This is a genomic window from Bartonella sp. AP58NXGY (genome assembly GCF_042195785.1).
Lineage (GTDB): Bacteria > Pseudomonadota > Alphaproteobacteria > Rhizobiales > Rhizobiaceae > Bartonella.
Genome location: NZ_JBHIOY010000345.1, coordinates 1 through 615, shown reverse-complemented (window position 1 = coordinate 615; position 615 = coordinate 1). Strand labels below are relative to the sequence as shown.

1 protein-coding gene is annotated in these 615 nt (G+C 30.9%); it reads left to right on the top strand.

Annotation, left to right across the window (positions count from 1 at the left end; genetic code table 11):
• Positions 1–13: 13 nt before the first annotated feature.
• The gene (locus ACFINC_RS11325) at positions 14–193 is read left to right on the top strand and encodes a DUF1508 domain-containing protein (protein WP_005773176.1); all 180 of its coding nucleotides are present in this window, start codon (positions 14–16) and stop codon (positions 191–193) included.
• Positions 194–615: the final 422 nt, after the last annotated feature.

Sequence of the window (615 nt, the reverse complement as noted above, 5' to 3'; positions counted from 1 at the left end):
TGAGGTGAGAAACATGTATTTTGAGGTGTTTCAAGGAGTTCACAATCAATGGTACTGGCGTTTAATCTCAGGAGATGCCCAAAAAATTGCTTTTTCGAGTAAAGGATATCCAACAAAACAAGATATCTTAATAAATATTGAGCAAATCAAAGAAATTACCCATAAGGCTCTTATTAAAGAACTACAATCTTAACGTTCTTTACCATTAAGATTAAGAGTTTAATTTGTATAATGAGATTTTGGGTTACATTTTTGTAATTAATAAAAGATGATTGATTTTTTCTCAATGAAGAGAATTTTTTGCGTTGTTTTTAACAGGTTTGCATAACAATTACATTTTTGCAAGGTATATGTTTATATTCAAAGATAATTGGATTTTGGTAGCATCTATCAAGAAGAAAATCCCTCAAGCCTTGTGCCTCTTCATAGAACAAACGCCTATGAAGAGAAAATAAATTATAGATCAGAGTAAACTTGAATATTCTCTTCCAAGACAACCTTTTCACAAGCACCGTCATGGACTTCATAAAATCTATCTCTTTCTCATTATTTCCGATCTTTCCCACACATCTCCAAAGCCTTTAATGCAATAAATTCGATTCAAAATATGAATAC

Bases quoted from the DNA above. Each gene is read 5' to 3' on its own strand.
- ACFINC_RS11325 (WP_005773176.1), top strand. From the start codon at position 14: ATGTATTTTGAGGTGTTTCAAGGAGTTCACAATCAATGGTACTGGCGT.